General features: G+C 70.2%; 19 protein-coding genes and 1 riboswitch. Of the genes, 4 read left to right on the plus strand and 15 right to left on the minus strand.

The window, feature by feature from the left end; all coding sequences use genetic code 11:
• Window position 1 precedes the first annotated feature (1 nt).
• From purH to FK268_RS04870, 5 genes are all read right to left on the minus strand, one after another.
• A complete protein-coding gene (purH, locus tag FK268_RS04850) occupies window positions 2-1,549 on the minus strand; it encodes a bifunctional phosphoribosylaminoimidazolecarboxamide formyltransferase/IMP cyclohydrolase (RefSeq protein ID WP_146431601.1) in 1,548 nt (515 codons plus the stop codon).
• Window positions 1,546-2,196 (minus strand): phosphoribosylglycinamide formyltransferase, encoded by a 651-nt coding sequence (gene purN / locus FK268_RS04855; protein WP_146431604.1) that lies wholly within the window; start codon window positions 2,194-2,196, stop codon window positions 1,546-1,548. Before purN ends, purH begins: the two co-directional genes overlap by 4 nt.
• 44 nt (window positions 2,197-2,240) lie before the next feature.
• Entirely contained in the window at window positions 2,241-3,707 is a 1,467-nt protein-coding gene (locus FK268_RS04860; protein ID WP_146431607.1) for a cell division protein PerM, read from the minus strand.
• Between the two features lie 58 nt (window positions 3,708-3,765).
• Window positions 3,766-4,896 carry a DUF5336 domain-containing protein gene (locus FK268_RS04865; RefSeq protein WP_146431610.1) on the minus strand — a complete coding sequence of 377 codons (1,131 nt, stop codon included), beginning with the start codon at window positions 4,894-4,896 and terminating at the stop codon, window positions 3,766-3,768.
• Window positions 4,897-4,984: 88 nt separating this feature from the next.
• Window positions 4,985-5,851: a LysR family transcriptional regulator gene (locus tag FK268_RS04870; protein ID WP_146431612.1), complete on the minus strand. Its 867-nt coding sequence runs from the start codon at window positions 5,849-5,851 to the stop codon at window positions 4,985-4,987.
• A 77-nt stretch (window positions 5,852-5,928) separates the two neighbouring features.
• Between FK268_RS04870 and FK268_RS04875 the strand changes: the two genes are divergently transcribed.
• Window positions 5,929-7,149 (plus strand): MFS transporter, encoded by a 1,221-nt coding sequence (locus tag FK268_RS04875; protein ID WP_146431615.1) that lies wholly within the window; start codon window positions 5,929-5,931, stop codon window positions 7,147-7,149.
• 61 nt (window positions 7,150-7,210) lie between these two features.
• Here the strand turns inward: FK268_RS04875 and sucD are convergent, their stop codons facing one another.
• Window positions 7,211-8,113, minus strand: a complete 903-nt coding sequence (gene sucD, locus FK268_RS04880; RefSeq protein ID WP_146431618.1) for a succinate--CoA ligase subunit alpha — start codon at window positions 8,111-8,113, stop codon at window positions 7,211-7,213.
• A gap of 16 nt (window positions 8,114-8,129) precedes the next feature.
• Window positions 8,130-9,293, minus strand: a complete 1,164-nt coding sequence (sucC, locus tag FK268_RS04885) for an ADP-forming succinate--CoA ligase subunit beta (RefSeq protein ID WP_146431620.1) — start codon at window positions 9,291-9,293, stop codon at window positions 8,130-8,132.
• A 275-nt stretch (window positions 9,294-9,568) separates the two neighbouring features.
• On the opposite strand from sucC, the gene FK268_RS04890 reads away from it, so the two are divergent.
• From FK268_RS04890 to FK268_RS04900, 3 genes are all read left to right on the plus strand, one after another.
• Entirely contained in the window at window positions 9,569-10,357 is a 789-nt protein-coding gene (locus FK268_RS04890; protein WP_146431622.1) for an LppX_LprAFG lipoprotein, read from the plus strand.
• Between the two features lie 54 nt (window positions 10,358-10,411).
• Entirely contained in the window at window positions 10,412-10,783 is a 372-nt protein-coding gene (locus FK268_RS04895; RefSeq protein ID WP_146431624.1) for a DUF4189 domain-containing protein, read from the plus strand.
• 70 nt (window positions 10,784-10,853) lie between these two features.
• The gene (locus tag FK268_RS04900) at window positions 10,854-12,008 is read left to right on the plus strand and encodes an endo-1,4-beta-xylanase (RefSeq protein WP_231706908.1); all 1,155 of its coding nucleotides are present in this window, start codon (window positions 10,854-10,856) and stop codon (window positions 12,006-12,008) included.
• A gap of 6 nt (window positions 12,009-12,014) precedes the next feature.
• Here FK268_RS04900 and FK268_RS04905 read toward each other — a convergent pair whose 3' ends face one another.
• The 8 genes from FK268_RS04905 to FK268_RS04940 form a co-directional block, all read right to left on the minus strand.
• Window positions 12,015-13,877, minus strand: a complete 1,863-nt coding sequence (locus tag FK268_RS04905) for an acetoacetate--CoA ligase (RefSeq protein ID WP_146431626.1) — start codon at window positions 13,875-13,877, stop codon at window positions 12,015-12,017.
• Window positions 13,878-13,881: 4 nt separating this feature from the next.
• A complete protein-coding gene (locus FK268_RS04910) occupies window positions 13,882-15,507 on the minus strand; it encodes an AMP-binding protein (RefSeq protein ID WP_146431628.1) in 1,626 nt (541 codons plus the stop codon).
• A gap of 17 nt (window positions 15,508-15,524) precedes the next feature.
• Window positions 15,525-16,367 (minus strand): HpcH/HpaI aldolase/citrate lyase family protein, encoded by an 843-nt coding sequence (locus FK268_RS04915; RefSeq protein ID WP_146431630.1) that lies wholly within the window; start codon window positions 16,365-16,367, stop codon window positions 15,525-15,527.
• Entirely contained in the window at window positions 16,368-16,907 is a 540-nt protein-coding gene (locus tag FK268_RS04920; RefSeq protein ID WP_146431632.1) for a MaoC family dehydratase, read from the minus strand. It abuts the gene before it with no gap.
• Entirely contained in the window at window positions 16,904-18,052 is a 1,149-nt protein-coding gene (locus tag FK268_RS04925; protein WP_146431634.1) for an acyl-CoA dehydrogenase family protein, read from the minus strand. Before FK268_RS04925 ends, FK268_RS04920 begins: the two co-directional genes overlap by 4 nt.
• A gap of 1 nt (window position 18,053) precedes the next feature.
• Window positions 18,054-20,045: an acetyl/propionyl/methylcrotonyl-CoA carboxylase subunit alpha gene (locus FK268_RS04930; RefSeq protein WP_146431636.1), complete on the minus strand. Its 1,992-nt coding sequence runs from the start codon at window positions 20,043-20,045 to the stop codon at window positions 18,054-18,056.
• 5 nt (window positions 20,046-20,050) lie between these two features.
• Window positions 20,051-21,583, minus strand: a complete 1,533-nt coding sequence (locus tag FK268_RS04935) for an acyl-CoA carboxylase subunit beta (RefSeq protein ID WP_146431638.1) — start codon at window positions 21,581-21,583, stop codon at window positions 20,051-20,053.
• A 307-nt stretch (window positions 21,584-21,890) separates the two neighbouring features.
• Window positions 21,891-22,505, minus strand: coding sequence for a TetR/AcrR family transcriptional regulator (locus FK268_RS04940; protein WP_146431640.1), 615 nt, complete (start codon window positions 22,503-22,505; stop codon window positions 21,891-21,893).
• Between the two features lie 60 nt (window positions 22,506-22,565).
• Window positions 22,566-22,740: riboswitch (M-box (ykoK) riboswitch) on the plus strand.
• Window positions 22,741-22,780: the final 40 nt, after the last annotated feature.

Raw genomic sequence — 22,780 nt, forward strand, 5'->3', positions numbered from 1 at the left:
CTCAGTGGAAGAAGTGCCGCGTCCCGGTGAAGTACATCGTCACGCCGGCCTCGGCGGCCGCCTCGACGACCTCCTTGTCGCGGATGGAACCTCCCGGCTGCACGATCGCCTTCACACCGGCGTCGATGAGGATCTGCGGACCGTCGGGGAACGGGAAGAAGGCGTCCGATGCTGCGACGGAGCCCAGCACGCGATCGCCCGCGCGGGTCACGGCGAGCTGCGCCGAGTCGACGCGGTTGACCTGCCCCATGCCCACGCCCACGGACGCGCCACGGGAGGCCAGCAGGATCGCGTTCGACTTCACCGCGCGGCACGCGCGCCAGGCGAATTCGAGGTCGGCGAGGGTGGCCTCGTCGGCGGGCTCGCCCGCGGCCAGCGTCCACTCCTCCGGCGAATCGCCCGCGGCGTCGATCGCGTCCGACTGCTGCACCAGCAGGCCGCCGGTGATCTGCTTGATCTCGGTACCGAGCACGGGCGGCTCGGCGAGCAGCACACGGATGTTCTTCTTGCGCTGCAGCACCGCGACGGCACCGTCGGCGTACGCGGGCGCGATGATGACCTCGGTGAAGATCTCCGAGACCTGCTCGGCCATCTCGAGGCTTACCTCGCGGTTCGCGGCGATCACGCCGCCGTAGGCCGAGACCGGATCGCAGGCGTGCGCCTTGCGGTGCGCCTGCGCGACGTCCTTGCCGATGGCGATGCCGCACGGGTTGGCGTGCTTGATGATCGCAACGGCGGGCTCGTTGAAGTCGTACGCGGCGCGCCAGGCGGCGTCACCGTCGGTGTAGTTGTTGTAGCTCATCTCCTTGCCGTGCAGCTGCTCCGCCCGCGCCAGCCCGGACTTCTCGCCGCCCACGTACAGCGCGGCGCCCTGATGCGGGTTCTCGCCGTAGCGGAGCACGGCCTCACGGGTCCAGGTGCCGCCCATCCACGCCGGGAAGGTCTGGTCGGGCTCGGGCGCGACGACCGAGGTCATGTACGACGCCACAGCCACGTCGTAATCGGCGGTGTGCCGGAAGGCCTTCGCGGCGAACTCCTTCCGCTGCTCCAGCGAGAAGCCCAACCGCGCGGAATCGATCACGGAACCGTAATCGGACGGCGAGACCACGACCGTCACCGACGGGTGGTTCTTGGCGGCGGCGCGCACCATCGACGGTCCGCCGATGTCGATCTGCTCGATGCACTCGTCCTCGGAGGCGCCGGAGGCGACGGTGTCCGTGAACGGGTACAGGTTCACCACGACCAGCTCGAACTTCTTCACGTCCAGCTCGCGCAGCTGCTCGAGGTGCTCGGGCAGGCGGGTGTCGGCGAGGATCCCGGCGTGGATCTTCGGGTGCAACGTCTTCACGCGGCCGTCGAGGCACTCGGGGAAGCCCGTGACGTCCTCGACGCGGGTCACGGCGACGCCGGCATCGGCGATGGTGCGCGCGGTCGAGCCGGTCGAGACGATCTCGACGCCCGCCTGGGCCAGGCCGGTGGCCAGCTCCACCAGGCCCGACTTGTCGTACACGCTGATGAGCGCGCGCTTGATCGGGATGTTGCTGCTCATGGAATGGTGACCTTTCGTCCATCCGTGCTGTAGCCCTGGCGGGCGACTGCGGCGACGACCTCTGTCAGAAGCCGGCGCTCAACGACCTTGATCCGTTCGTGCAGGGTCTCCTCGGTGTCCCCCGGCTGCACCGCGACCGCTTCCTGCGCGAGGATCGGTCCGGTGTCGAGCCCCGCGTCCACGAGATGCACGGTGGAGCCGGTGAGTTTGACTCCGTGCTCGAGGGCGGCGGGAACGGCGTGGGCGCCCGGGAAGGCGGGCAGGAGCGCGGGGTGCGCGTTGATGACGCGGCCCCCGAACGCGGAGAGGAAGGCGGGGCCGAGGATCTTCATGAAGCCGGCCGCCACCACGAGGTGCGGTTCCAGCTCGGAGACGGCGGCGGTGAGCGCCTCGTCCCACGCGGCGCGGTCGTCGTACGCCCGGACGGGCACCTCGGCGCCCTCGACACCGGCGGACGCGGCGATCTCCAACGCGCGGCAACTCCGGTCGGCGACGACGCCGACCACGGCCCCGGGATAGCCCGGCTCCGCCGCGGCGGCGAGCAGCGCCTCGAGCAGCGAACCGGTACCGGACGCCAGCACGACGATCCGGGCGGGCGCGCACGGCGGCACGACCGTGGGGCTGGGCGTGGTCAGGATGCACTCCATCGCAGAGGGACGATTCGGCAACAGCCTAGCGCCGAGCCTTCGACCTACTGCCCGAAGGTGTAGCTGTCGAGCTCCTCGATGTCCGCAATGTCGCGCTCGCGCTTCGTCGCCGCAGGTCCGACGTTCTGCCGCGACTCGGGCCGGGTCACCGGCCGGACCTCCTCGGTGGGCTGCTCGGCGACGGCGTCGAAGTCGCCGGTGTCCGCCGGCTCCTCGGCCGAGTCGGCAGGGTCCGCCGGATCGTCGTGCGCCGCGCGCTCCACGGGGTCGATCTCGACGGTGACGCCGTCGTCGATGGCGTCCGCCTCGTCGGCGTAGGTGGTGTAGCCCGACGGTGCCTGCTCCTCCGCCCGGCGTGCCGCACGGACGGCGCGGGACTCCCCCGCCTGCTGGAGCACGAGCGCCGCGAGCACCCCGACCAGTCCGATCCAGCCCAGGGTGAACAGGAACACTTGGGTCAGGTCGGCGCCGGCGTAGCCGAAGCCACCGAGCTCACCACCCGCGAGGAAGGCCGCAGCGGTGAAGCCCACGGCGGTGAGGAGTGCGGTCGCGGCGACGGTGGTCACCGTCGGCCCGAGGTCGAGGGAGCGGGCGGCGCACCGTCGGCCCACCTGGACCGCGACGAACGCGGGGACGGCGAGGAGGGGCAGCAGGTACCAGGGCGACGGGCCCTGCGGCAGCACGGCGAGGATCGGCACGCCCGGCGCGCGGCCCGGGACCGCGGAGAAGAGGCTCATCGAGAGGGGGCCGAGGTCGACAGTCACGCCGAGCGGCAGGGCCGCGGCCCCGATCACCACGTTGGGGAGGTAGAGCAGGGAAAGCACGACGAGCGAGACCATGCCGATGCCGTCGTTGCCGGAACGGACCAGCTCGAAGACCGTCTCCCAGCGGATCGCCAGTCGGACGAGGACGATGACCAGGCCCACCGCGCCGAAGGTCAGCAACGCGCGGCCGGCGAGCCGGGCGCAGTCGTCGACCCAGACGGGGATGCGGAGGAAGCGGGCGGCGTCGCGCCAGTACGCGGGGGCGAGGCCCAGGAGGGCGGCGCCCAGATGCACCGCGACGGTGCCGAGGAAGGCGGTGAGCGGCGGCGGCGTGCCGATGGTGTACCGCCCGGCGGCGTCGTTGACGACAGCCAGCGCGATGGCGGTGAAGAGGGCGGGCCCGGCGATGGCGCACAGCAGCACGGAGCGCAGGTCCGCGAGCGGGCGGCCCTCGCCGCCGGCGCGGCGTGCGGCCCGTGCCACGCCCAGGACCAGCGCGATCGTGGGAACCAGGGGCAGCACCCCGAGGGTGATGTCGCTGATGGTGACCGGCACCTGGTGCACGGCCAGCCACAGTCCGGCGACGGTCGGGGCGATGGCCCCGAAGCCCGTCGACGTGGTCACCAGGACCAGCGCGGCCACGACGAGGGTGGACGCGAGGGTCACGAGCGAGGGACCGAAGGCCATGACGAACAGCGGCCGGGTCTCGCTCGGGCCCGGCCCGGCGGCGCGCGCTGATTCATTCATCTTCACCACTGTGACATCGCAGTGGTCGATGATGGCTCAGGCGCGCCGCAGGCGGGGACTACTGACCCTGCGGCTTGTTCTCGTCGTCGGCCGAGTGCGAGCCGTACTGCGGGGTCGACGGGGTGCCGAAGGCCTGCGTGCCGGCCGCCGAGGCCTGGCCGAAGGCGGTGGTCACCTCGTCACCCGACGCCGAGGCGCCCGGGTTCGACGGTGCGCCGGGAGCCTGGAAGCCCGTGGTGGCCGGCGCAGCGGGAGTCGAGGGGGTGGACGGCGTGGAAGCCTGGTAGCCCGACGAGGCCGGCGCCTGGTAGCCGCCGTACGAGGGCCACTGCGACTGCCCCTGCGACTGGGGAGCCTGCTGCTCCTGCTGCGCGGGCGCGGCGGCCGGCGCAGCCGGGATCGACGGCGCCGACGACGCCTCGGTGGCGGCCGGAGCGGAAGTAGCAGCATCTGCGGACGCCGACTCGGCGGCCACGGCGGCCGGGTTCTTCACGATGCCCGCGTCGACGAGCACCAGCACGACCGCGGCGGCCGCGGTGAGCAGCGAGAAGACCAGGGCGATCCAGTAGCCGTAGGCGATGTTGTCCCAGGCGAAGATGCCGAACAGCAGGGTCAGGAAGCCCGCGACGGCGAGCGCCGCCGCAGGGGTGCGCCCGGTGTTGCCCTTGGAGATCAGGCTCAGGCCCGCCGCGACACCCGCACCGAGCGCGAGCGCCAGCGCGATCAGGGCCTGGTGCTCGAAGCCGGTGGCACTGATGGTGCTGCCGCTGTACGGGCTCTTGATCTCCGCGAAGTTCAGGAAGCTCAGCAGGAAGGTGATCACGCCGAGCGCCGCGGTGGCGATGGACAGCACCAGCGCGAGGTCCAGCGGCTTCGACGGCGCTGCGGGCGCCTGCGGGTAGCCGCCGTAGCCGCCCTGCTGGCCGTAGCCCTGCTGCTGCGGGTAGCCCTGGCCGTAGCCCTGCTGGCCGTACCCCTGCTGCGAGTAGTCGGGCTGCTGGCCGTAGCCCTGCTGCGCCGGCTGGCCGTAGCCGCCCTGCTGGGCCGGCTGCTGCGCGGGCTGGCCGTAGCCGCCCTGCTGCCCCGGCTGGCCGAATCCCTGCTGGCCGTAGCCCTGCTGCGAGTAGTCCGGCTGCCCGTAGCCCCCCTGGCCCGGCTGCTGTCCGTACCCTCCACCTGAGTAGGTCATGTTCTTCTCCCCGAAGGTCGACGCGGCTCCGCACGGAGCCAGTACGCCACCACCCTATACACCGACTCCGACGCCGATGCGATTCAACTCATCGTGTGTGGTGGTCCACCAGAGTCAAGAGTGCGCGGGCTGCGGGGCTCAGCAGCTTCGAATGCACCAGCAGTTGTGAGCGGGTGGGGCCGTCGAGGAGCGGCACCGTAGCGAGCCCGGGACCGTCGGGCACGACCTCCCGCGCGGCCATCCCGACGCAGAGCCCCGCCCCGATCAGCTCGAGCATCGTCTCCGACCGGTCCACCTCGAAAGCGACGGTGCGCCGCACCCCGGCCCGGTCGAAGGCCTGGTCCGACTCCGCGCGGCCGGCGCCGCCCGCGGGGTAGTCCACGAACGGTCGATCGGCGGTCTCGGCGAGGGTGAGCGGACCGTCGACCCGCTGCGCCTCGGGCACCACCAGAACGAGGTGGTCCACGGCGAGCCGGCGGGCGACCACGCCCGAGGTGGAGAAGCCCTCCGGCACCCCGAGCAGCGCCAGATCGACGGTGCCCGTCCGCACGTCCTCGATCAGGTTCTCACTCGCCCCGCTCCGCAGATGCACCGTGGCGTCGGGGTAGGCGGCCCGGTAGGTCGCCAGGACGTCGACCACGTCGAAGGCGGTGAAGGTGGGGATCATCCCGACGGTGACGGCGCCCCGGACGCCGCCCAGCGTGGCGGCCACCTCGTCGGCGGCCCGCTCCGTCGCGGCGAGCGCGGCCCGCGCATGCGGGAGGAAGGCCGCGCCGGCCCGGGTGAGCCGGACGGAGCGGTTGGTGCGGTCGAAAAGACGCGCGCCGAGTTCGTTCTCCAGCGCCGCGACGCGATGACTCAGGGCCGACTGCACCACGTGACAGCGCTCGGCGGCGCGGGTGAAGTTCAGCGTCTCCGACACCGCGATCACGTAGCGCAGCTGCTGCAGCTCCATCGATCATCTCCAGATCAGATCATTTCATCGAAATCATACGTTGGACGCATGATCGGTGGTCGCCCAGACTGGGGGACATGACCACGACCACCCGCCCCGTCGCCGGCCTGCTCCACCTGATGGCCGTAGCCACGGGGCTCTCCGCTGCGAGCCTGTACGTCGCGTACCCGATCCTCGACGTGCTCCGGGACCGGTTCGCGATGTCCGAGACGACGGCCGGACTGCTGGTGACCGTCGCACAAGCGGGGTACGCCGCCGGGCTGATCTTCCTGGTCCCGGTCTCGGACGTCGTGCGCCGGCGGCCGCTGGCCCTGACGCTGCTGACGCTCACGGCGGCGGCGCTCGTCGTGGCCGGTGCCGCTCCCTCGGGGTCGGTGCTCCTCGCGGCGTCGGCGCTGGCCGCGATCACCGCTGTCGGGGCGCAGGTGATCGTGCCCTACGCCGCGGAACTGGCGGGGCCGCGCGAGCAGGCGCACGCCGTGGGTGTGGTGATGAGCGGCGTGATTCTCGGCGGGCTGCTGAGCCGCTTCCTGTCCGGGCTGCTCACCGACGCCCTCGGTTGGCGCACTCCGTACTTCGTACTGGCGGCGGCGTTGCTGGCCGCCGCGGCGGCGCTCGCCCGGACGATGCCGCGACACGATCCCGGCCGCCCGGGGCTCACCGCCGGCGGGTACCGGGACCTCCTGGCCTCGATGGTCGCGCTGGTCCGTGAGTTCCCGGCGCTCCGACTGCGATCCGTGCTCGCGGCCCTGTCCCTCGCCTCGTTCGTGGTGCAGGGGGCCGCGGTCACCTTCCTGCTCGCGGGTCCCCGGTTCGGCTGGACGCCCACGGCGATCGGCGCGATCGGCCTGCTCGGTGCGGTGGGCGCCCTGTCCGGCCCGCTGATCGGCCGGATCGTCGATCGCGGTCACGGCGCGCTGCTCACCACGGCGGGCCTGATCGCCCAGCCGATCGCCTGGTCGGCGATGCTCCTGGCGGACGGGAAGGGCGGCCTGCCCGCGCTGATCGTCGGGCTGGTGGTCCTCGGCATCGGGCAGCAGGCGGTGCTGAACTCGTCGCAGGCAGTGATCTACTCGCTGCGCCCCGAAGCGCGCGGCCGGATCAACGCGGTGTTCATGGGCACCTTCTTCCTCGGCGGCACACTGGGTTCCGCGGCAGCGGCGGCGCTGTGGCCGGTCGCCGGCTGGACCGGGGCGTGTCTGCTCGGCGCCGGCGTGGCCGCCGCGGCGTTGGTGCTCTACCTCGCCTTCCGCGGCGTGGAACGGACCGGGCTCGACGGGGCGGCACCGTCGGCCTAGGGAAACGGGACGGCCCCGCCTCCCTGAGGGGAGACGGGGCCGTGGACCGAATGTGCTGCGGTTACAGCGACTGCAGGATCTCGCGGGCGAGAGCGGCGGTCTCGGACGGGGTCTTGCCCACCTTGACGCCGGCGGCCTCAAGGGCCTCCTTCTTCGCGGCGGCCGTGCCCGAGGAGCCGGAGACGATGGCGCCGGCGTGGCCCATGGTCTTGCCCTCGGGAGCGGTGAAGCCGGCCACGTAGCCCACGACGGGCTTGGTGACGTTGGCCTGGATGTACGCCGCGGCGCGCTCCTCGGCGTCGCCGCCGATCTCGCCGATCATGACGATGAGCTTGGTGTTCGGGTCCTTCTCGAACGCCTCGATGGCGTCGATGTGGGTGGTGCCGATCACCGGGTCGCCACCGATGCCGATGGCGGTGGAGAAGCCGAAATCGCGCAGCTCGTACATCATCTGGTAGGTCAGCGTGCCCGACTTCGAGACGAGGCCGACGGGGCCGGTGCCGGTGATGTTGGCCGGGGTGATGCCGACGAGGGCCTCGCCCGGGGTGATGATGCCGGGGCAGTTCGGGCCGATGATCCGGGTCTTCTGGCCCTTCTCCACGTTGTAGGCCCAGGCGTACGCCGAGTCCTGCACGGGGATGCCCTCGGTGATGACCACCAGGAGCGGGATCTCGGCGTCGATGGCCTCGACGATGGCGTCCTTGGAGAACGCCGGCGGCACGAAGGCGATCGAGGTGTCGGCGCCGGTCTTCTCCATGGCCTCGGCCACGGACCCGAAGACGGGGAGCTCGATGTCGTTGCCGTCCTTGTCGACGTGCTTGACGGTGGTGCCCGCCTTGCGCGCGTTCACGCCGCCCACGACGTTGGTGCCGGCCTTGAGCATCAGCGCGGTGTGCTTGGTGCCCTCGCCGCCGGTGATGCCCTGGACGATGACCTTGTTGTCCTTGGTCAGGAAGATAGCCATTCTTCTGTTGTCTCCCTTACTTGTTCGCCAGCTCGGCGGCCTTGTCGGCGCCTTCGTCCATGGTCTGCGCGAGCGTCACCAGCGGGTGGTTCGCGGCGGCCAGGATCGCCCGGCCCTCCTCGACCTTGTTGCCGTCGAGGCGCACGACGAGCGGCTTGGAGGCCGTGTCGCCCAGCGTGTTCAGGGCGCCGACGATGCCGTTGGCGACCGCATCGCACGCGGTGATGCCACCGAAGACGTTGACGAAGACGCTCTTGACCTGCTCGTCGCCGAGGATGACGTCGAGGCCGGCGGCCATGACCTCGGCCGAGGCGCCGCCGCCGATGTCGAGGAAGTTGGCGGGCTTGACGCCGCCGTGGTTCTCACCGGCGTAGGCGACCACGTCGAGCGTCGACATGACCAGGCCCGCACCGTTGCCGATGACGCCGACCTGACCGTCGAGCTTGACGTAGTTGAGGTCGTTCTCCTTGGCCTTGAGCTCGAGCGGGTCGGTGGACCCGGCGTCGGCGAAGGCCTCGTGATCGGGGTGGCGGAAGTCGGCGTTCTCGTCGAGGCTGACCTTGCCGTCCAGCGCGAGGATCTGGTCGTCCGGGGTGCGGACGAGCGGGTTGACCTCGACCAGGGTGGCGTCCTCGGCGACGAAGACCTCCCACAGCTTCTGGATGGTCACGGCCGCAGCGTCGAGCACCTCGGCGGGCAGCTTGCCGGCCTCGGCGATGGCGCGGGCGGTGGCCAGGTCGACGCCCTTGGTGGCGTCCACCGCGATCTTCGCCAGCGCGTCCGGGTTCTGCTCGGCGGTGACCTCGATCTCCACGCCGCCCTCGACCGAGCACATGGCCAGGTAGGTGCGGTTCGCGCGGTCGAGCAGGAAGGAGATGTAGTACTCCTCGGCGATGTCGCTCGCCTCGGCCACCAGCAGCTTCTTGACGACGTGGCCCTTGATGTCCAGGCCCAGGATGGCCTCGGCGTTGGCCTGCGCCGCATCGGCGTCGGCGGAGTACTTCACGCCGCCGGCCTTGCCGCGGCCACCCACCTTGACCTGCGCCTTGACCATCACCGGCTTGCCGATTTCCTCGGCGATCGCGCGGGCGTCGGCGACATTGTCCGTCACGCGGCCGGCCGAGGTAGGCACGCCGTGCTTGACGAACAGTTCCTTCGCTTGGTATTCGAAGAGATCCATCAGCTCACCATCTGTCTGGTTACTCGGTCCACCCGCATTCTTCACGGGTCCGGCCTCGACTCTATGCCTCCGCGAATCCGCTCGGGCGGCGACCCTTGTTCAATGACGTATCTCACTTGACCTGCGGTTATCAACCATCGCAACCTACCCGTCGGTAAGTTTTGGGATCCGCCCAGGCAACGGAACCGCGAAAGCCGCTCTGGCGAGAAGCAAGCGGCGGTTAAGCAGGCCGGTGCAACCTTCGTCTCAATCGAGATGAAGGAGAACCCCACCTCATGAAGCGCACTTCCCGCCCCGTGCTCATCGCGGCATCGACCGCGCTCGCGTTCACGGTCGCCCTCACCGGCTGCTCCGACAAGGGCGGCCCGACCGGCGGCTCCGAGACCACCGCGACGGCCGGCTCGTCGAACGTCGACGCCTCGGCTCTGCTGGCGTCCGCTGCCGAGGCCTCGAAGAAGGTCACGAGCACCCACTTCACCGTCGACGTGACCGGCAAGGTGCCCAACATGCCCCTGTCCAAGGTCGACGGTGACCTGCAGGTCAAACCCGTCACCCAGGCCGAGGGCACCGCCACCGTGGACATCGGCGGGAAGTCCGAGGGCAAGTTCACCTTCATCGACGGCACGATGTACGCCGCGCTGATGGGCGACAAGTACGTCGACTACGGCGACGGCAAGTCCATCTACGACGTCGCCTCGCTCTTCGACGAGAAGAAGGGCATCCCCACCATCCTGACCAAGATCAGCGGCGCGAAAGCCGCCGGTAGCGAGACGATCAACGGCCAGGAGACGACGAAGATCACCGGCACCGTCCCCGCCACCGAGATCGCGGCCGTCTCGGGCTCGCGCGTGGATCCCGACAAGAGCGTCCCGGTCCCGACCACCGTCTGGATCCAGTCATCCGGCGACAAGCAGCTCGTCCGGATCGAGGTGAAGCCGTCGGCTGACGGCACCATCACCCTCACGTTCTCCCAGTGGGGCAAGAAGGTCACCGTCACCAAGCCGAAGGTCACTCCGGTCGAACCCACCGACAACCCCGGGACCGGCGAGTCCATCCCCCGCTGACCCACTCCCCCGAACCTGTTTCCCCGAACCTGCTCGACGCAGAAAGGCACCACCATGAAGACCATCGCCAAGAAGGCGTTCGTCAGTTCTCTCGCCGTCGCCGGCATCGCTTCCGGCGCCCAGCTCGTCGCCGCGCCCGCCGCGAACGCCGTGGGCAATTGGGGCGCGATCGCCGTCTCGTCCAACGGATCCAACGGTCGCGCCTGGGACTACGCCTCCCGCGCCGACGCGGAACGCGCCGCGCTGAACTCCTGCCCCGGTGCATGCAAGGTCCTCACGAGCTTCGTGAACAGCTGCGGCGCCGTGGCGCAGAACCCGCGCAGCTTCCACGGCGGCAGCGGCCCCACGCTCTACGCCGCACAGCGCAACGCCATCTCGCTCAACGGTGGCGGTTCGATCCTGGCCTGGGCCTGCACCACCCGCTGACGCCCGCTCGGCATGCACGGGGCGGCACCGTTTCCCACGGTGCCGCCCCGTCGTCGGTACTCTCGCGGACGTGACGCCCGGCTCAGGGTTCCTCGCCCCGATCATCGCACTCATCACGTTGACCGTCGTCGGGTGCAACGCACCGGAACCTGCAGGTCGTGCGCCCTCGTCCGACGGCACATGCCGGCTCCCGTCACCCCCACTCCGTGAACTCGCCGCTGCGCACGGAAAGACCATCGGCACGGCGTACCGTTCCTCCTTCGCCGCCGGCGACGGATGCTACGAGGAGATCGCGGGGCGCGAGTTCGGTTCGCTCACCACGGAGATCGGGACGATGACGAACACCGTCGCGCCGCAGGCGGGTCGCTTCGACTTCCGGGAGGCCGACGCGGTGGCGGATCGCGCGCGGCTTCGCGGCCAGGACTTCCAGATCCACTCGCTCGTGTGGGACCCCCTCGATCAGCAGGTCTGGGGCATCGTGCCCGAGTACGTGCGAGCGATGCCCGACGCGGAGCGGCACCGGTTCATGACCGATCTGGTCAGGACGATCGTGCAGCGATACGCGAACCGGGCGAGCACGGTCACGGTGGTCAACGAGCCTTTCGACCAGCGCGGAGTACTGCAGCAGAACACCTGGTGGCGCACCACATCCGGCGAGCAGTACATCGTGGACGCCTTCCGCGCTGCGCGGCGCGCGGCACCGGCGATGAAGCTGTACCTCAACGAACACAGCGCGGAGACGGTGAGCGACAAGTCGAACGCTCTCCTCGAGCTGGCACGCCGGCTCCGCAGCGAGACTGCGGAAGTCATCGTCGACGGCAGGACCGAGCGTCGACCGATCCTCGACGGCGTCGGCTTTCAAACGCACATGCTGGGCGGCGCCGACCAGCAGCCGAGGTCCGAGGACATGCGCCCGAACCTGCGGCGGTTCACCGATCTCGGGCTCGATATCCGCTTCACCGAGTTGGACGTGCGCATCCCCACTGAGAAGGGCCGCGCCACCGACGCGGACCTGCAGCGGCAAGCGCGCGTCTACTCGACGATGGCCGGACTGTGCGGCGAGCTCAGCCGCTGCACGGGGATGACGGTGTGGGGCTTCACCGACCGCCGGTCGTGGATCACCGACTACCCGGACACGTTCTCCGGGTACGGCTGCGCCAACATCCTCGATCAGGGGTACGCCGCGAAGCCGGCCTGGGAGGCCTTGCGCTCGGCGTACCGTTAGACCCCATCACCAGGCGTGCGCACTCCCCTGCGCCTCGTACCAGCTGAGCAGGGCGGGATCGTCGACGGACTTCGGGTCGACGTTCACGTCCCGGCCCGCGAGCATGCCGGTCACCGGGATCTCGAGCTTCTTGCCGGTGCGAGTGTGCGGGATGCCGGGGGCTTCGATCACCTCGTCGGGCACGTGCCGCGGGGAGAGCCTGGTCCGTACGTCCGTGCGGATGCGTTGCACGAGGTCGTCGGTCAGCTCGGCTCCGGGCACCAGCGTCAGGAACAGCGGCATCCAGTACTTGGCGTCCGGCCCGTCCACGCCGACGACCATCGCCTCGGCGATCTCCGGGATGGCCTCCACCACCTCGTAGATGTCGGCGGATCCCATCCGAATACCGTTGCGGTTCAACGTCGCATCGCTGCGCCCATGGATCGTCATGGATCCGCGGTCGGTGAGCTCCACCCAGTCGCCGTGCCGCCAGACGTTCGGCGCGATCCCGTCGGTCCACTCGTGCTCGAAGTAGGCGGCGCGGTACTTCGCATCCCCCGGGTCGTTCCAGAAGTTCGTGGGCATCGACGGCATGGGCATGGTGATCACCATCTCGCCGACCTCACCGATGAGCGGGGTGCGATCCGGGGCCCACGCCTCCAGGGCGCAGCCGAGGTAGCGCACCGTCAGCTCACCGGGCACGTGCGGTACGGAGGCCGTGCCGCCGCAGAAGGCGCTGCACACGTCCGTGCCGCCGGAGACGGAGCTCACCGGGAGCCCCGCCGCCACGTGCTCGTCCACCCAGGTGAACAGGTCGGGCGCGAGCGGCGAGCCCGTGCTGCCGATCGTCCGGAGCACCAGGTCGTGGTCGGTGCCCGGGTTCAGGCCGGCCTTGCGGGAGGCCTGCAGCTGCCCCGGGCTCGTGCCGAAGAAGGTGACCTTCTCGTCCTCGCAGACCTGCCACAGCCGGTCCGCCGTGGGCGCGAGCGGATGCCCGGAGAAGGTGACGATGGTGGCGCCCATGAGCAACCCGGCCACCTGGTAGTTCCACATCATCCACGACAGCGCGGTGTGCCAGAAGAAGACGTCGCCGGGGCCGATCTCGTTGTGCAGTCCCAGTACCTTCACGTGTTCGACGAGGATACCACCGTGCCCCTGCACGATCCCCTTCGGCTTGCCGGTCGTACCGGAGCTGAACAGCACCCACAGCGGATGGTCGAAGGGCACCTGCACCGGCTTCAGCTCGGGCGTCGCATCGGTCGGCTCGGGCAGCTCGGTGATCACGTGCGATGCCGGAACCCCCAGCAACCCCGCCAGTTCCACAGTGTCCGCCCGCTTGTCGATCCGCTTCTCCCCGAACCGGTATCCATCGCGAGAGAACAGGACGTTCGGCTCGAGCTGTGCCATGCGCCCCGCAGCGCCCTCCGGCGCGTAGTCCTGCGCGCAGCCCGACCAGACCGCGCCGATCGACGCGGTGGCCAGGAAGGCGATCACGGCGAAGGGCTCGTCGGGCAGATAGGCGGCCACCCGGTCGCCCACGCCCACCCCGAGCGACCGGAGCAGTTCCGCGGTCGCGGACACCCGCGCGGGGAGCTCGGACCACGGAATCTCCACCCGCGCACCGTCGTCGGACAGACCGACGATGGCCGCCCCCGGGAGCGAGGCGAACCGCAGCACTCGGTCGACGTAGTTCAGTTCCACCTCGGGGAACCAGCGCGCGCCCGGCATCTCCCGCGAAACGAGCACCGGACCGGTGCGTTCTCCGAGCTCGAAGAAGTCCCACACCGCGCCCCAGAACTTCTCGGGCTCGGATACGGACCACTGGTAGACGGCGTCGTAGTCCCCCGTGGGGAGACCGACGGATTCAGCGAAGCGATCGATCGAATGCACCTCGTCAGCCTTCCAGACCGAGCAGCGTCACGGACTCTTCCCGCATCTGCACCTTGCGGATCTTCCCGGAGACCGTCATCGGGAAGGCGGAGACCACGTGGACGTAGCGGGGGATCTTGTGCCGCGCGATCTTCCCGTCCGCGAAGGCTTTCAGATCCTCGACCGTGAAGGATTCCACGCCCTCGCGGAGCTGGATCCAGGCCATCAGTTCCTCGCCGTACTTCTCGTCGGGCACGCCGATCACCTGCGCGTCGAGGATGTCCGGGTGGCTGTAGAGGAACTCCTCGATCTCGCGCGGATAGATGTTCTCACCGCCGCGGATCACCATGTCCTTGATCCGGCCGGTCACCCGCACGTAGCCGTCCTCGTCCATCGTCGCCAGGTCACCCGTGTGCATCCAGCCGTCGGCGTCGATCGCCTCGGCCGTCTTCTCCTCGTTGTTCCAATAGCCCTTCATCACGGAATAGCCACGGGTGCACAGCTCCCCGACCTCGCCGCGCGGCATCACGGTGCCGTCGATCGGGTCGATCACCTGGATCTCCAGGTGCGGTCCCACCCGCCCGACGGTGCCGACGCGCAGCTCGAGCGCGTCGTCGACGCGGGTCTGAGTGGAGACCGGTGAGGTCTCCGTCATGCCGTAACAGATCGACACCTCGGTCATGCCCATCCGGTCGACCACCTTGCGCATGACCTCCTCCGGACACGGCGAGCCGGCCATGATGCCGGTGCGCAGGCTGGAGAGGTCGTAGCTGTCGAAGTCGGCGAGCGCGAGCTCCGCGATGAACATCGTGGGCACGCCGTAGAGGCTGGTGCACTTCTCCTGCGCCACCGCCGCGAGCGCGTCCTGCGGAACGAACGCCGGCCCGGGGATGACCATCGCCGCGCCGTGCGTGATCGCCGCGAGGTTGCCCATCACCATGCCGAAGCAGTGGTAGAAGGGCACGGGAATGCAGATCGAGTCCTGCTCCGTGTAGTTCAGCAGCTCACCCACGAGATAGCCGTTGTTGAGGATGTTCCCGTGGGTCAGCGTGGCGCCCTTGGGGAATCCGGTGGTGCCAGACGTGTACTGGATGTTGATCGGGTCGTCGGCGCGCAACTCGTCGCCCAGGTCCGCGAGGGCGTCCGACTCCTCCTCCGACGGTGCCGCGAGGTAGGCGTCCCACGCCGGGGTGCCGAACTCCACCACGTCGCGCAGCTCCGGCGCCTCCGGCCGGGCGGCCTCCAGCATCGCCGCGTACTCCGAGGTCTTGAAGCTGGTCATCGTGTAGACCGCCACGATGCCCGACTGGTTCAGCGCGTACTCCAGCTCCCGTTGCCGGTAGGAGGGGTTGAGATTGACCAGGATCACGCCGGCCAGCGCCGTGCCGAATTGCACGATCACCCACTCCGGCGTGTTGGGCGCCCACACGCCGACGCGGTCACCACGGCGGATTCCGGCGCGCAACAGTCCGGCCGCGAAGGCCCGGGAGTCGGCGAGCAGTTCGGCGTAGGTCCAGCGGCGGCCCGAGGGCACGTCGACGAGCGCCGTGCGCTCGCCGAACCTGTCGGCCGTCATCTCGAGCTGGGCGCCGATCGTGGCGGTCAGCAGCGCGGGCTCGGCCTCGCCGCGATCGTAGGACGGGGTGGTCATCTCTTCACTCCTACTGACTACTCGGCCCGGGCGACGATCGCGCGGGCCTGGGCGAGCAACGGGGCGTCGATCATCTGACCCCGCACCTGGTAGACACCGTTGTTCCCGGCCTCCGCCTCGAGTACCTCACGGGCCCAGGCGATCTCGTCGTCCGTGGGCCGATAGGCGGCGCGGATCACCGCGGCCTGCGAGGGATGGATGCAGACGGTGGCGGCGAAGCCGAGCGCCACGGCGTCCTCCGCCTCCGCGGCGAGGCCCTCGGTGTCGGCGATGTCGATGTGCACCGCATCGAGGGCGAACTTGCCGTGCGCCGCGGCCGCGAGCCGCGTGGCCGAGCGGACGTGCCGGGGGACGTCGCGGTAGGTCGCGTCGGCGAAACGGCTGGACCGTCCGCCCATCGCGGCAACCAGGTCCTCGGCGCCCCACATCAGGCCGATGCAGCGGGGATGCGCGGCGATCTCGCCCACGTTCACAGCGCCGAGCGGCGTCTCGATGAGAGCGATCACCTGCAGGCCGTCGACCTGCGCCAACTTGTCCAACTGGTGCGCCGACTCGGTCTTGGCGAGCATGACCACACGATAGGCCGTCCGCCGCAGCGCCTCGATGTCTTCGGCGAAGTCGTACGTGCCGAAGGCGTTCACCCGCACGATCGTCGTCGCCGGGTCGAGGTCGTTGTCGATCAGCGCCTCCCGCGCCGACGGCCGCGCATCGGCGGTGACCGCGTCCTCGAGGTCGAGGATCACCGCGTCGGCGCGCTCGGCGGCCTTCGCGTAGCGCTCGGGCCGGTCCGCGGGGCAGAACAGGATGGCGGGGCCGGGCGGCTGCCAGGCCGGGGCATCGCGTCCGTCGTGGTGGAACATCTACGCGCCCTCCCCCGACGGTGCCTGCGACATCAGGCCCGCTCGCTCCGCTCCCGGCGCCCGCCGCACGAGCGTCGAGCGCTCGGCCACCGCGACGACGGTGCCGTCCTGGTTCCGTGCCACGTGCCGCAGGTTGACGATGCCCTCGCCGGGCCGCGACTTGGACTCCCGTTTGCCCGTGCACAGCGTCTCCGCATACAGGGTGTCGCCCGCGAAGACCGGGGCGGGGAAGGCGATCTCGGAGAAGCCGAGGTTCGCCACCAGTGTTCCCTGCGTGAGTTGCGCGACCGACAGCCCGACCAGGGTGGAGAGCGTGTACATCGAATTCACCAGGCGCTGCCCACCGAATCCGGGCTGCTGCGCCGACCAGTGCGCGTCGAGATGCAGCGCCTGGGTGTTCATGGTCAGCTTGGTGAACAGCATGTTGTCGGCCTCGGTCACGGTGACGCCGGGCCGGTGCTCGTAGAGGACGCCGTCCTCGAACTCCTCGAACCACAGGCCGCGCTGGGTGACCCGCTTCACGGGCTCCTGCTCACTCATGCCGGCAGTCCCAGCGAGCGGGCGATCAGCATGAGCTGCACCTCGGTAGTGCCCTCGCCGATCTCGAGGATCTTCGAATCGCGGTAGTGCCGGGCGACTGGGTACTCGTTCATGAAGCCGTAGCCACCGTGGATCTGAGTGGCCATGCGCGCGTTGTCCATCGCGGCCTCGGAGGAGATCATCTTGGCGATGGCGGCCTCCTTCTTGAAGGGCTTGCCCGCCAGCATGAGCCGCGCCGCCTCGTAGTACGCGACGCGGGAGGTGTGCGCCCGGGCCTCCATCCGCGCGATGGCGAAGGCGACGGACTGGAACTCGCCGATCGGCTTGCCGAAGGCGTTGCGCTCCTTGGCGTACTTCACCGACTCGTCCACGCAGCCCTGGGCCGCGCCGGTGGCCACGGCGGCGATAGCGATGCGGCCCTCGTCGAGGATGGAGAGGAAGTTCGCATAGCCGCGCCCCTCGTCGCCCAGAAGGTTCTCCTTGGGAACGCGCACGTCGGAGAAGCTCAGCGGGTGCGTGTCCGAGGCGTTCCAGCCCACCTTGTTGTATGCGGGCTCCACGGTGAAGCCGGGAGTACCGCTGGGCACGATGATCGTGGAGATCTGCTTGCGCCCGTCGGGCTTCGTTCCCGTCACCGCGGTCACCGTCACCAGGCTGGTGATGTCGGTGCCCGAGTTGGTGATGAACTGCTTGGAGCCGTTGATGACCCACTCGTCGCCGTCGAGTTTGGCGGTGGTCTGGGTGCCCGAGGCGTCCGAGCCGCAGCCCGGCTCGGTGAGGCCGAAGCCCGCGAGGTTCTCGCCCGCGGCAAGGCTCGGCAGGTACTTCTGCTTCTGCTCCTCGGTACCGAACTTGTAGATCGGCATGGCGCCGAGGCCCACACCGGCCTCGACGGTCATCGCCACCGACTGGTCGACGCGGCCGAGCTCCTCCAGCGCGAGGGCGAGGGCGAAGTAGTCGCCGCCCATGCCGCCGTACTCCTCGGGGAAGGGCAGGCCGAACAAGCCCATCCGGCCCATCTGCTTCACGACCTCGTACGGGAAGGAGTGCTCCTCGTCGTGCTTGGCCGCGACGGGCGCGACCACCTGGTTCGCGAAGTCGCGCACCGTATCCCGCAGGTCGGCGTAGTCCTGGGTCAGTTCCATGTCAGTTCTCCTCCGTGTCCGTGACCGTGACGGTCGCGAGCACCTGGGCCGCGGTCACCTTGTCTCCCGCACGCACCGCGATCGACACGACTCCGTCGTGCGGCGCGGCCAGCGGCTGCTCCATCTTCATCGCCTCGATGATCACCAGGGTCTCGCCCTTGGTGACCGTCTGGCCGTCCTGCACCGGAACCGCGACGACGGCGCCCGGCATGGGGCTCACGACATCACCGCCGTGCGCACCGTCGCGGTCCTTCGAGGTGGACCGCGCGAGCGGTAGCTCGTACGTGCCGTCCTCGCCACTGACCCAGTAGGTTCCGCCGATCAGGTCGACGGTGACCGGCGTCGAGAAACCGTCCACCACCAGGCGCTCCCCCACTCGGCGGGCGGTGCCGGACCAGTCGAGCGTCGAGCCCTCGGCGACACCGCGGACGGTCACCGTCTCGCCGAGCACCGAGACGTGAACCTCGCCGGTCTCGTCGTTCGACGCGGCGAACCGCACGACGGTGGGCTGCGCGCCACCGATGCGCCACCCGGTCTCGGTCCCCCACGGGCCCTCGCCCCGGGAGGCGGCGACCGCGGTGAGCGCGGCGGCGGCGTAGGCGCGCACCGTCGGCTCGGGCCGGGTGTACGTGGGCGCCAACCGATCCAGCAGCTCGGTGTCGAGCCTGCCGGAGACCACGTCATCGTCGGCGAGGACGAACCGGCAGAAGTCGACGTTGGTCCGCAGGCCGGTGAGCTGCGTCCCGGCGAGGGCCTCATCGAGGCGGCGCAGGGCCTGCTCGCGATCCTCGGCGTGCACGATCACCTTGGCGAGCATGGGGTCGTAGTCGCTGCCGACCACGCTGCCCGCCTCGATGCCGGTGTCCACGCGGACCGGGCCGCGGCGGTCGCTGCGCGGGTAGCGCAGCGCGGTCACCGTGCCGCCGGTGGGCAGGAAGCCCGCCGCCGGGTCCTCCGCGTAGACGCGGGCCTCGACGGCGTGGCCGGTGAGCACGATGTCGTGCTGCGTCAGCGCCAGTTTCTCGCCGTTGGCGACGCGGATCTGCTGCTCCACCAGGTCGACTCCCGTCACCAACTCGGTGACGGGGTGCTCGACCTGCAGGCGGGTGTTCATCTCCATGAAGAAGAACTGGTCGGGACGCTTCGCCGAGACGATGAACTCGACGGTGCCGACGCCGGTGTAGCCGACCGACCGCGCGGCGTCGCAGGCGGCGCGGCCGATCTCGGCGCGCGTGGCCTCGTCGAGCAGGGCCGACGGGGCCTCCTCGATCACCTTCTGGTGCCGGCGCTGCAACGAGCACTCGCGCTCCCCGAGATGGATTACGTTGCCGTGCTTGTCCGCGAGCACCTGCACCTCGATGTGGCGCGGGGTGTCGACGAAGTGCTCCATGAACAGCGTGTCGTCGCCGAAGGCCGCGGCCGCCTCGCGGCGCGCGGCGGCGACCGCGGCCGGGAGGTCCGCCGGGTTCTCCACGCGGTGCATGCCCTTGCCACCGCCGCCCGCGCTGGGCTTGATCAGCACCGGGAAGCCGATGCCCTCCGCGGCATCGATCAGATCGGCGTCCGTCAGCCCGGGGCGGCTGATGCCCGGCACCACGGGGACGTCGCGCTCCACCACAGCCGCGCGCGCGGTGATCTTGTCGCCCATCGTCTCGATGGATTCCACCGGCGGGCCGAGGAATTCGATGCCGGCCTCCGACAGCGCCCGCGCGAAGGCGGCGTTCTCGGAGAGGAATCCGTAGCCCGGGTGCACCGCATCGGCACCGGTGACCCGGGCTGCCTCGACCACCGCGTCGATGCGCAGGTAGCTCTCCGTCGCGGCCGCCGGGCCGAGGCGTACGGCCTCGTCGGCCAGCTTCACGTGCCGCGCGTCGGCGTCCGCATCGGAGTACACCGCGACGCTGGCGATCCCCAGGGTGCGCAGCGTATCGATCACGCGGCAGGCGATCTCGCCGCGGTTGGCGATCAGGACCTTCTCGATCTTCTTGCTCATCTCACTCACATCCGGAAGACGCCGTAGGAGACCTCGGGCAGCGGCGCACGGGACGCCGCCTCCAGCGCGAGGCCGAGGACGGTGCGGGTGTCGGCGGGGTCGATGACCCCGTCGTCCCAGAGCCGGGCCGTGGAGTAGTAGGCCTGCGACTGCCGCTCGAACTGGTCGCGCACGCCCTGCTTGAACTCCTCCATGCCCTCCTGCTCGCGGCGGACGGAGCCCAGGGTGTCCGCGGCCTGCGGGCCGCCCATCACGGAGATCCGCGCATTGGGCCACATCCACAGGAAGCGCGGCGAGTACGCGCGCCCGCACATCGAGTAGTTGCCGGCGCCGAAGGAGCCGCCCACGATCACGGTGAACTTGGGGACACGGGCGCAGGCCACGGCGGTGACCATCTTGGCGCCGTGCTTGGCGATGCCGCCCTCCTCGTACTGGCGGCCCACCATGAAGCCGGTGATGTTCTGCAGGAACAACAGTGGGATGCGGCGCTTGTCGCACAGCTCGATGAAGTGCGCGCCCTTCTGGGCGGCCTCCGCGAACAGCACGCCGTTGTTGCCGATGATGCCCACCGGATGGCCGTGGATCCGCGCGAAGGCGGTGACCAGCGTGGTGCCGAAGAGCTCCTTGAACTCGTCGAACTCGCCACCGTCGGCGATGATCTCGATGACCTTCCGCACGTCGTAGCCGATCTTCGGATCGGTCGGCACCACGTCGTAGAGGTCCGTCTGCGGACGGGCCGGGGGCAGGGCCGGGCGCACGTCCCACTGCACCTCGCCGACGGGGCCGAGCCGCCCCACGATCTGCCGGACCTTCTCCAGCGCCTCGTCGTCGGAGTCCACGAGGTGGTCGGTGACGCCCGACTTGGTGGAGTGCATGAGGCCGCCGCCGAGGTCCTCCGCGGTCACGTCCTCGCCCGTCGCGGCCTTCACCAGCGGCGGACCGGCGAGGAAGATGGTTCCCTGATCGCGGACGATCACGGTCTCGTCGCTCATCGCGGGAACGTAGGCGCCGCCGGCGGTGGAGCTGCCGAGCACGGCCGCGATCTGCGGGATGCCCGCGGCGCTCATGTTCGCCTGGTTGTAGAAGATGCGGCCGAAGTGCTCCCGGTCGGGGAAGACCTCGTCCTGGTTGAGCAGCATCGCGCCGCCCGAGTCCACCAGGTAGACGCAGGGCAGCCGGTTCTGCATCGCGATCTCCTGCGCGCGCAGATGCTTCTTCACGGTGACCGGGTAGTAGGTGCCACCCGAGACCGTCGCATCGTTGGCCACGATCATCACCTGGCGGCCGGAGACGGTGCCGATGCCCGCGACCGCACCCGCGGAGGGCGCCTTCCCGTCGTACATGTCCTCCGCGGCCAGCGGGGCCACCTCGAGGAACGGGCTACCCGTGTCCAGCAGCCTCCGGATCCGTTCCCGGACCATCAGCTTGCCGCGGCCCTCGTGCCGGGCGCGGGCCCGCTCACCGCCGCCCTGCGCCACCCGGTCGAGCCGCTCGCGCAGCTCGGCGACGTTCGCCTCGTGTTCCTCGCGGAATGTCACGCCCGCTCCTTTGAGTTATTGAGCATTAACTGAAAACGAGAGTATGTGAGCCCGGCCACCTCTGTCCAGTCTTACCGGCGGGTAGCTTCCGCGCGGCCGATTGGCGGGTTCGCCCGGACGATCCGCCGCGAGGAGCGACACCGTCGTCCCCCAGCCACGCCGCCGTCACCCACGCCACGCCGCGGCCGAGGGCACACCGGGTGCGGATGACGGTTCGCACCCCAATCGCTCCACCGCACCCGGCGTGCGGGGTGCGCCCGGGCACGTGGAGTGCGGATGCACTTCCGCACCCGTTCCGACGGCTCCGTCAGACGCCGAGGGCGGCGAGCGCCTTGTCGCGGAGCAGGGCACGCAGGCGCGGCTGCGGCAGGGCGGGCAGGCTGGGCGCGGCGTTGATCAGGCCGAAGACGGCGTGCACAACGGCCCGGTTGTCGACGGGGTCGCCGCCGATCGCGGTCAGGGCATCGGTCCAGATCTCCACGTACTGGCGCTGCAGCCGCCGCACCCGGCGCGCGGACTCCGGCGCGAGCGACCACAGGTCGCGGTACTGCACGCGGATCAGGTCCGGCTCCGAGGCGGCGAAATCGACATGGAAGCCGACGAGGTCCCGCAGCGCCTGCCGCGGATCGTCCGCGTGCTCGGCCGCGACTCGTCGGCCACCGTCGTACAGGTACTCCGAGATCTCCACCAGGAGAGCGGCGAGCACGTCCTGTTTGCCCGCGAAGTGGCGGTACATGGCGGGCCCCGACACCCCCGCGGCGGCGCCGATGTCCTCGAGGCGGACACCCGCGAAGCCCCGCTCCGCCATGAGTGCGGCCGCCGCGGCGAGCAATTCGCGACGGCGCGCGGCCTTGGCCCGCTCGCGCGCGGTTCCGGCCTCCGGATCCGCGCCGGCACTCCCCCTCGTCGTGGGTACCTCCATGGCGGGCCACACTACTCGGCTTGCCCCACTCCCGGCCCCGTGTCATGCTTGTTGCCGTAAGGCGCCAATCGTTCGCTGAGGCTCCTTCGCGGAAACAGGCCAGCGACCCCGAACGTCGAGAGACGCCCCGGGTCAGGACAGGCGCATCCGGATTAAGGGTGCACCCCGATTGGCTCCCGTACTGCGGTACGGGTTCACGCCGCGAAGTGCTGAAGGTCTGACGTGGAGGGGCGCGGGATCTTCCTCTTCCCCTCCTTCGGCGCGTGGTTCTTCCG

Source organism: Tsukamurella sputi (assembly GCF_007858445.1).
Lineage (GTDB): Bacteria > Actinomycetota > Actinomycetes > Mycobacteriales > Mycobacteriaceae > Tsukamurella > Tsukamurella sputi.

What these genes read in the sequence shown, in the direction of transcription:
- purH (WP_146431601.1), bottom strand. Translation starts at nt 1,549, where the DNA reads ATGAGCAGCAACATCCCGATCAAGCGCGCGCTCATCAGCGTGTACGAC.
- purN (WP_146431604.1), bottom strand. Translation starts at nt 2,196, where the DNA reads ATGGAGTGCATCCTGACCACGCCCAGCCCCACGGTCGTGCCGCCGTGC.
- FK268_RS04860 (WP_146431607.1), bottom strand. Translation starts at nt 3,707, where the DNA reads ATGAATGAATCAGCGCGCGCCGCCGGGCCGGGCCCGAGCGAGACCCGG.
- FK268_RS04865 (WP_146431610.1), bottom strand. Translation starts at nt 4,896, where the DNA reads ATGACCTACTCAGGTGGAGGGTACGGACAGCAGCCGGGCCAGGGGGGC.
- FK268_RS04870 (WP_146431612.1), bottom strand. Translation starts at nt 5,851, where the DNA reads ATGGAGCTGCAGCAGCTGCGCTACGTGATCGCGGTGTCGGAGACGCTG.
- FK268_RS04875 (WP_146431615.1), top strand. Translation starts at nt 5,929, where the DNA reads ATGACCACGACCACCCGCCCCGTCGCCGGCCTGCTCCACCTGATGGCC.
- sucD (WP_146431618.1), bottom strand. Translation starts at nt 8,113, where the DNA reads ATGGCTATCTTCCTGACCAAGGACAACAAGGTCATCGTCCAGGGCATC.
- sucC (WP_146431620.1), bottom strand. Translation starts at nt 9,293, where the DNA reads ATGGATCTCTTCGAATACCAAGCGAAGGAACTGTTCGTCAAGCACGGC.
- FK268_RS04890 (WP_146431622.1), top strand. Translation starts at nt 9,569, where the DNA reads ATGAAGCGCACTTCCCGCCCCGTGCTCATCGCGGCATCGACCGCGCTC.
- FK268_RS04895 (WP_146431624.1), top strand. Translation starts at nt 10,412, where the DNA reads ATGAAGACCATCGCCAAGAAGGCGTTCGTCAGTTCTCTCGCCGTCGCC.
- FK268_RS04910 (WP_146431628.1), bottom strand. Translation starts at nt 15,507, where the DNA reads ATGACCACCCCGTCCTACGATCGCGGCGAGGCCGAGCCCGCGCTGCTG.
- FK268_RS04915 (WP_146431630.1), bottom strand. Translation starts at nt 16,367, where the DNA reads ATGTTCCACCACGACGGACGCGATGCCCCGGCCTGGCAGCCGCCCGGC.
- FK268_RS04920 (WP_146431632.1), bottom strand. Translation starts at nt 16,907, where the DNA reads ATGAGTGAGCAGGAGCCCGTGAAGCGGGTCACCCAGCGCGGCCTGTGG.
- FK268_RS04925 (WP_146431634.1), bottom strand. Translation starts at nt 18,052, where the DNA reads ATGGAACTGACCCAGGACTACGCCGACCTGCGGGATACGGTGCGCGAC.
- FK268_RS04930 (WP_146431636.1), bottom strand. Translation starts at nt 20,045, where the DNA reads ATGAGCAAGAAGATCGAGAAGGTCCTGATCGCCAACCGCGGCGAGATC.
- FK268_RS04940 (WP_146431640.1), bottom strand. Translation starts at nt 22,505, where the DNA reads ATGGAGGTACCCACGACGAGGGGGAGTGCCGGCGCGGATCCGGAGGCC.